Genomic DNA, 5,789 nt, shown 5'->3' with positions numbered 1-5,789 from the left:
GGCGCCACGCGGACCGCGACCCGCGCCGAGCTGCTCGCTCTCTTCGAGCACCTTGAGAGCGAGCTCGACCGGTGCGGTTTCCTGCGTCCGCCGGAGAAGCGACCCACCATGGTGCGCGCCATCCGCAACATGTTTCATCGCATGGGCGCGACCGAGCAGGACGTGCGCACCTGGCGCGGGATCGTGTCCTCGCTCAGCCGTGGCAACCGGCGCAAGCGCAAGGACGAGGGGTCATAGTTCTGCCCCGTTTCTGCTATTGCGATGACCCTTGAGGATGATTAGCTTCCGGGCACCGCAGGGAGAGGGGCAATCAATGCGAGTTGCGTGGATTGGATGGGGCGGGGCAGCGCTCGCGCTCTTGGCCGGAGGGCCGCTTAACGCCGCGGACCAGGCCGGCGTCCACTACGTTGCCGAGGAGCTTGGCAACCGCACCAAGCCTGCCGATGCAGGGCAAGGCGCCTCCAAAGGGCTCAGCGACAGCGCCGTTCGCGTGATGTCGACCTTCGCGCTCTCCATCGTTCCCGACCAAGTGCCGGCAGGGCCTGGCGGGCAGATGATCAAACTGGATAAATCCGACCCCAACAAATATCTCATTCCTCTCGACGATGCGCGCCAGATCATCCGCGTCGCCACGCGCTCGGCCTACGCCGAGGTCTGCCAGCTCCCCGAGTTCGAAAAGGCGAATTTCGACGCGCTGATTCGGAGCGAGAAGCTGCGCGGCTGGACCGCACAGCAGATGATGTTCATCCATGCCCTGCACACCTTCGCCACCTCCTACTTCGCCGGCAACGTCAAGATCACCGAGTCTGACGCCGGCCAATCGGAATCCTTGGCCAAGGAGGGTGCCGCCGCGGCCAACGCCGCCAAGGACGCCACCAAAGACGCCGCCACGACCATCACCACGAAGAAGCTCGAATGCGCGCCTGGGCAGAAGGAAAAGGTGACGGCGGCGATCAACACCTATGTGCAGTCGGCACCCCCGGCGCCCCCGCCCCCGCCCCCGGCAGAGGCGGCGGCGCCTCAGGCCGCTCCGGCTCCGGCTCCGGTGGCCGGCGGCGCCAATTGACACTTTCCGGGCATTCCGTGTAACAGAGCGCGGGCGGCGCTTCCTCACTCTAGGTTTGGAGCGCTCGAAGGCGAGGCCTAAAGGCGGCTTTTGCCCTTCATCGCAAATGGTTCAAGGAGCGGCCGCGCGGCAAACCAGCCGGCGAGCAAGCTCAATTCGGCTTTGGAGCTTTGAGAATGACGAAACGCGTGCACGCGAAGCATAAGATCGACCGCAGGCTCGGCGAGAATATTTGGGGCCGGCCGAAGAGCCCTTACAACAAGCGGGAATACGGACCGGGCGAGCATGGCCAGCGCCGCCGCGGCAAGCTTTCCGACTACGGCCAGCAGCTGCGCGCCAAGCAGAAGCTGAAAGGCTATTACGGCAACATCACCGAGAAGCAGTTCAAGGCGATCTACGGCGAGGCGGCGCGGCTCAGAGGCGATACATCCGAAAATCTGATCGGCCTCTTGGAGCGCCGGCTCGATGCCATCGTCTATCGCGCCAAATTCGTGCCCACGGTGTTCGCCGCCAGGCAGTTCGTGAGCCACGGCCATGTGCGGGTCAACGGCCGCCGCGTCAACATCTCGAGCTACCGCTGTCGCGAAGGCGACGTGGTCGAGGTGCGCGACAAGGTCAAGGATGTCGGCATGGTGCTCGAATCGGCGCAGAGCCCCGAGCGGGACGTGCCGGACTATCTCGAGGTGGACCACTCCAAGATGACGGCAAAGCTGCTCCGCTCGCCGACGCTGTCGGATGTGCCCTATCCGGTGATGATGGAGCCGAACCTCGTCATCGAGTTCTACTCGCGCTAGCTGGAATCAAGAACATAAAGTCTTGTCATCGCCCGGCTTGACCGGGCGATCCAGTAATCAACTGCCGACGTATTGGAGTACTGGATGCCCGCCTTCGCGGGCATGACAGTGGCCGGAGCGTGTCACCCTTCGAGACGGCCGCTCGCGCGGCCTCCTCAGGGTGAGGACCAGCGTGGGCCGCTACGCCGTCAGCGTCTGGGCGTTGTGCGCGATGCCCTTGGCGGTGAGAAGGTCCTGCAACTCGCCCGCCTGGAACATCTCGCGCACGATATCGCAGCCGCCGATGAACTCGCCCTTGACGTAGAGCTGCGGAATGGTCGGCCAGTTTGAATAGGCCTTGATGCCGTCGCGCACGCTCATGTTGTCGAGCACGTTGATATCTTTGAATTCGACGCCGAGATGGTTGAGGATCTGCGTCACCTGCATGGAGAAGCCGCATTGCGGCATCTCTCTCGTGCCCTTCATGAACAGCACGACGTCGTTGCTCGCGACCTGCTTGCCGATCCAGTCCTGAATTTCCTGCTCGCTCATCCGATTTGATCTCCTTTAGGACGGCGCCTTGGTCCTGAGCGCGAGCGCATGCAGCGCCCCGCCCATCTGACCTTTCAGCGCATCATAAACCATCTTGTGCTGCTCGACGCGCGATTTGCCGCGAAACGCTTCCGACACGACAGTGGCGGCGTAATGGTCGCCGTCACCGGCGAGGTCGTCGATCGAGACAAGCGCGTCTGGGAACCGCTCCTTGATCAGCCGCTCGATATCCGCTGCCGCCATGGACATGTGCGTCGTTTCCTTGGCTGTCCCGCCGATCCTAGCTGCCGCCCATGAAGCCCGGCAACCAGCGCTCATGCGCGGTGCGTAAGCTCGCAAGCGAAAGTGGCGCTTCGCTCGCGAGTTTCAAGGCATCCCCCGTCGCCTTTCCAATCGCCCGCGCGGGAATGCCGGCCTTGGCCGCCTCCTGCAAGATGCGTCCGGCCTCCTCTGGCGCGGCTGCGACGACGTAGCGCCCCTGGTTCTCGCCGAACCACACCGCGTGGGCCGGAAGCCCCTCGGGAGCAGCGTCGAGCGCGGCGCCACGGCCGCCGGCAAGCGCCATCTCGGCGACCGCAACCAAGAGTCCGCCATCAGAAATATCATGGACCGCGGAGACATGGCCGCCGCGGATCAGGCCGCGCACGAAATCGCCCGCTCTCAGCTCGGCAGCGAGATCGACCGGCGGCGGCGCGCCCTCGCATTTTCCGCTAGCGAGCTCCTGATAGAGCGATTGGCCGAGATGACTCCCCTCTGGCCCGATGAGGATCAGCGCATCGCCGTCCTGCTTCAGAGCCATGGTTGCCATGGCGGCGATGTTCGGGATCAGCCCGATGCCGCCGATGGCCGGCGTCGGCGGAATGGCGACGCCGTTCGTCTCGTTGTAGAGCGACACGTTCCCCGACACGACGGGGAAGGAAAGCGCCGTGCAGGCCTCTGCCATGCCCATCACCGCCTCGACGAACTCGCCCATGATCTCGGGCCGCTCCGGGTTGCCGAAATTCATGCAGTCGGTGATGGCGAGCGGATCGGCGCCGACCGCGGTCAGATTGCGCCAGCATTCGGCGACCGCCTGCTTGGCGCCCTCGCACGGATCGGCGGCGCAGTAGCGGGGCGTCACGTCACAAGAGATGGCGAGGCCCTTCACCGTGCCATGCACCCGCACCACCGCGGCATCGCCGCCGGGGCGCTGCGCAGTGTCGGCCATGACCATGTGGTCGTATTGTTCCCAGATCCAGCGGCGCGAGGAGAGGTGAGGCGAACCCATCATGGTTTCCAGCGCGCCGAGCAGGCTATTCGGCGCGGGTATATCCTCCGCCGCGATGGCGACGGGCTTCGGCTTCGGCGTCCAGGGGCGCTCATAGACAGGCGCCGCATGCGCCAGCGCCGACAGCGGAATATCGGCCTGCACGGCGCCCCCGTGACGCACCACGAGCTTGCCGGTGTCGGTGGTCCGCCCGATCACGGCGAAGTCGAGCTCCCATTTACGGAACACGCGCTCGGCTGCGGCCTCCGCACCCGGCTTCAGCACCATGAGCATGCGCTCCTGGCTCTCCGACAGCATCATCTCATAGGCGGTCATGCCGGTTTCGCGGGTCGGCACCTGGTCGAGGTCGAGCTCGATGCCGACGCCGCCCTTGTCGGCCATCTCCACCGACGATGAGGTGAGGCCGGCCGCGCCCATGTCCTGGATGCCGACGATGGCGTCCTCCTGCATCAGCTCGAGGCAGGCTTCGAGCAGCAGCTTCTCGGTGAAGGGATCGCCGACCTGCACCGTCGGGCGCTTCTCGGCGGACGCCTCGTCGAATTCGGCCGAGGCCATGGTGGCGCCGTGAATGCCGTCGCGCCCGGTCTTTGAGCCGACATAGACCACGGGCAGCCCAACGCCCTTCGCCGCCGATTTGAAGATGCGCTTGGCATCGACCAGACCGACGGTCATGGCGTTGACCAGGATGTTGTCGTTGTAGCTTGCGTCGAAATTGGTCTCGCCGCCGACCGTGGGCACGCCCATGCAATTGCCGTAGTCGCCGATGCCCGACACGACGCCGGCAACGAGGTGCCGGGTCTTGGCGTGGTCGGGCGCGCCGAATCTGAGCGCATTCATATTGGCGATCGGCCGCGCGCCCATGGTGAACACGTCGCGCATGATGCCGCCGACGCCGGTCGCGGCCCCCTGGTAGGGTTCGATATAGGAGGGGTGGTTGTGGCTCTCCATCTTGAACACGGCCGCCTGGCCGTCGCCGAGATCGACTACGCCGGCGTTCTCGCCTGGGCCTTGGATCACTTGCGGGCCCTTGGTCGGCAATTGCCTGAGCCACACGCGGGAGGATTTGTAGGAGCAGTGCTCTGACCACATCACCGAGAAGATGCCGAGCTCGGTGAGGCTCGGCTCGCGGCCGAGCACGGCGGCGAGCAGCCGGTATTCGTCAGGGGAGAGGCCATGCTCGGCGGCCAGGTCCGGCGTGATCTTCGGGGTGGGCTTGTTCATGCGGAAGGAGCTGATCGACTGGCTGCGGCGGAACCCAAAGCGCGAGCTGAAGCCCTAACGGAATGGATTGCCGGGTCAAGCCCGGCAATGACGAAATCCACTACGCGGCGAGGCTTTCCACCAGGCCTTTGAACATCTTGGCGCCGTCGGTGCCGCTCAATGCCGGATCAGCCAGCCGCTCAGGATGCGGCATCAGCCCAAGCACCGTGCGCGCCTCGTTGTAGATGCCGGCGATGTTGTTGCGCGAACCGTTGGGATTGGCTTCCGTCGTCACCTCGCCTTGAGGAGTGCAATAGCGGAAGGCGACGCGACCCTCGCCTTCGAGCCGGCCAATCGTCTCGTCATCGGCGAAGTAGCAGCCGTCCTTGTGGGCGATGGCGAACTTGACCACCTGGCCTTTATCGTAGCGGCCGGTGAAGCTCGTGTCGGTGCGCTCGACGCGGAGATGCACGTCCTTGCAGATGAACTTGAGTGTTGCGTTGCGCATCAGCACGCCTGGAAGCAGCCGCGCCTCGGTCAGCACCTGGAAGCCGTTGCAAATGCCGAGCACCGGCGTCCCCGCCTTCGCGCGGCTGATGACCTCGCGCATGACCGGGGAATGCGCCGCCATGGCCCCTGAGCGGAGATAGTCGCCATAGGAAAAGCCGCCTGGCAGAACGATGAGGTCGCTTTTCGGCAGTTCGGCGTCGCCGTGCCAGACCATGGAAGGCGGCCGTCCCGTCGCCGCCTCAAGCGCCACGGCAGCGTCGCGATCGCAATTCGATCCGGGGAAGACGATGACAGAAGCCCTCATGCAAGTTTCGCTGAGCTGCAGATGAAACTGAGCGCTCCAACCTGGTTCCGCTCCCCCCTTGCGGGGGAGCACGTTCGCGCAAGGCGCGAACGGAGGGGGGTGACGAGCGAGTCGTGT

At 65.1% G+C, this 5,789-nt stretch carries 6 protein-coding genes and 1 pseudogene; 3 read left to right on the top strand and 4 right to left on the bottom strand.

The genetic code is table 11. The annotated features are described in order from the left end of the window. The 3 genes and pseudogenes from ACREC7_RS15500 to rpsD all read left to right on the top strand — a co-directional run. Window positions 1-237 (top strand): annotated as a pseudogene (locus tag ACREC7_RS15500) (RNA methyltransferase); the annotation flags it as partial. Window positions 238-313: 76 nt separating this feature from the next. Continuing rightward, window positions 314-1,066: a hypothetical protein gene (locus tag ACREC7_RS15495; RefSeq protein ID WP_431556594.1), complete on the top strand. Its 753-nt coding sequence runs from the start codon at window positions 314-316 to the stop codon at window positions 1,064-1,066. A 176-nt stretch (window positions 1,067-1,242) separates the two neighbouring features. After that, window positions 1,243-1,860, top strand: coding sequence for a 30S ribosomal protein S4 (gene rpsD, locus ACREC7_RS15490; protein ID WP_431556593.1), 618 nt, complete (start codon window positions 1,243-1,245; stop codon window positions 1,858-1,860). Between the two features lie 180 nt (window positions 1,861-2,040). Here rpsD and grxD read toward each other — a convergent pair whose 3' ends face one another. The 4 genes from grxD to purQ form a co-directional block, all read right to left on the bottom strand. Next, the gene (gene grxD / locus ACREC7_RS15485) at window positions 2,041-2,391 is read right to left on the bottom strand and encodes a Grx4 family monothiol glutaredoxin (protein ID WP_431556592.1); all 351 of its coding nucleotides are present in this window, start codon (window positions 2,389-2,391) and stop codon (window positions 2,041-2,043) included. A 15-nt stretch (window positions 2,392-2,406) separates the two neighbouring features. Then, a complete protein-coding gene (locus tag ACREC7_RS15480) occupies window positions 2,407-2,640 on the bottom strand; it encodes a BolA family protein (protein WP_431556591.1) in 234 nt (77 codons plus the stop codon). Between the two features lie 31 nt (window positions 2,641-2,671). After that, the gene (gene purL, locus ACREC7_RS15475; protein WP_431556590.1) at window positions 2,672-4,879 is read right to left on the bottom strand and encodes a phosphoribosylformylglycinamidine synthase subunit PurL; all 2,208 of its coding nucleotides are present in this window, start codon (window positions 4,877-4,879) and stop codon (window positions 2,672-2,674) included. Window positions 4,880-4,979: 100 nt separating this feature from the next. Continuing rightward, window positions 4,980-5,672 (bottom strand): phosphoribosylformylglycinamidine synthase subunit PurQ, encoded by a 693-nt coding sequence (purQ, locus tag ACREC7_RS15470; protein ID WP_431556589.1) that lies wholly within the window; start codon window positions 5,670-5,672, stop codon window positions 4,980-4,982. Window positions 5,673-5,789: the final 117 nt, after the last annotated feature.

The sequence above is a fragment of the Methyloceanibacter sp. genome (genome assembly GCF_050728395.1).
Lineage (GTDB): Bacteria > Pseudomonadota > Alphaproteobacteria > Rhizobiales > Methyloligellaceae > Methyloceanibacter.
Note: the sequence above shows the minus strand (reverse complement) of the source record. Positions and strands in the feature narration are given on the sequence as shown.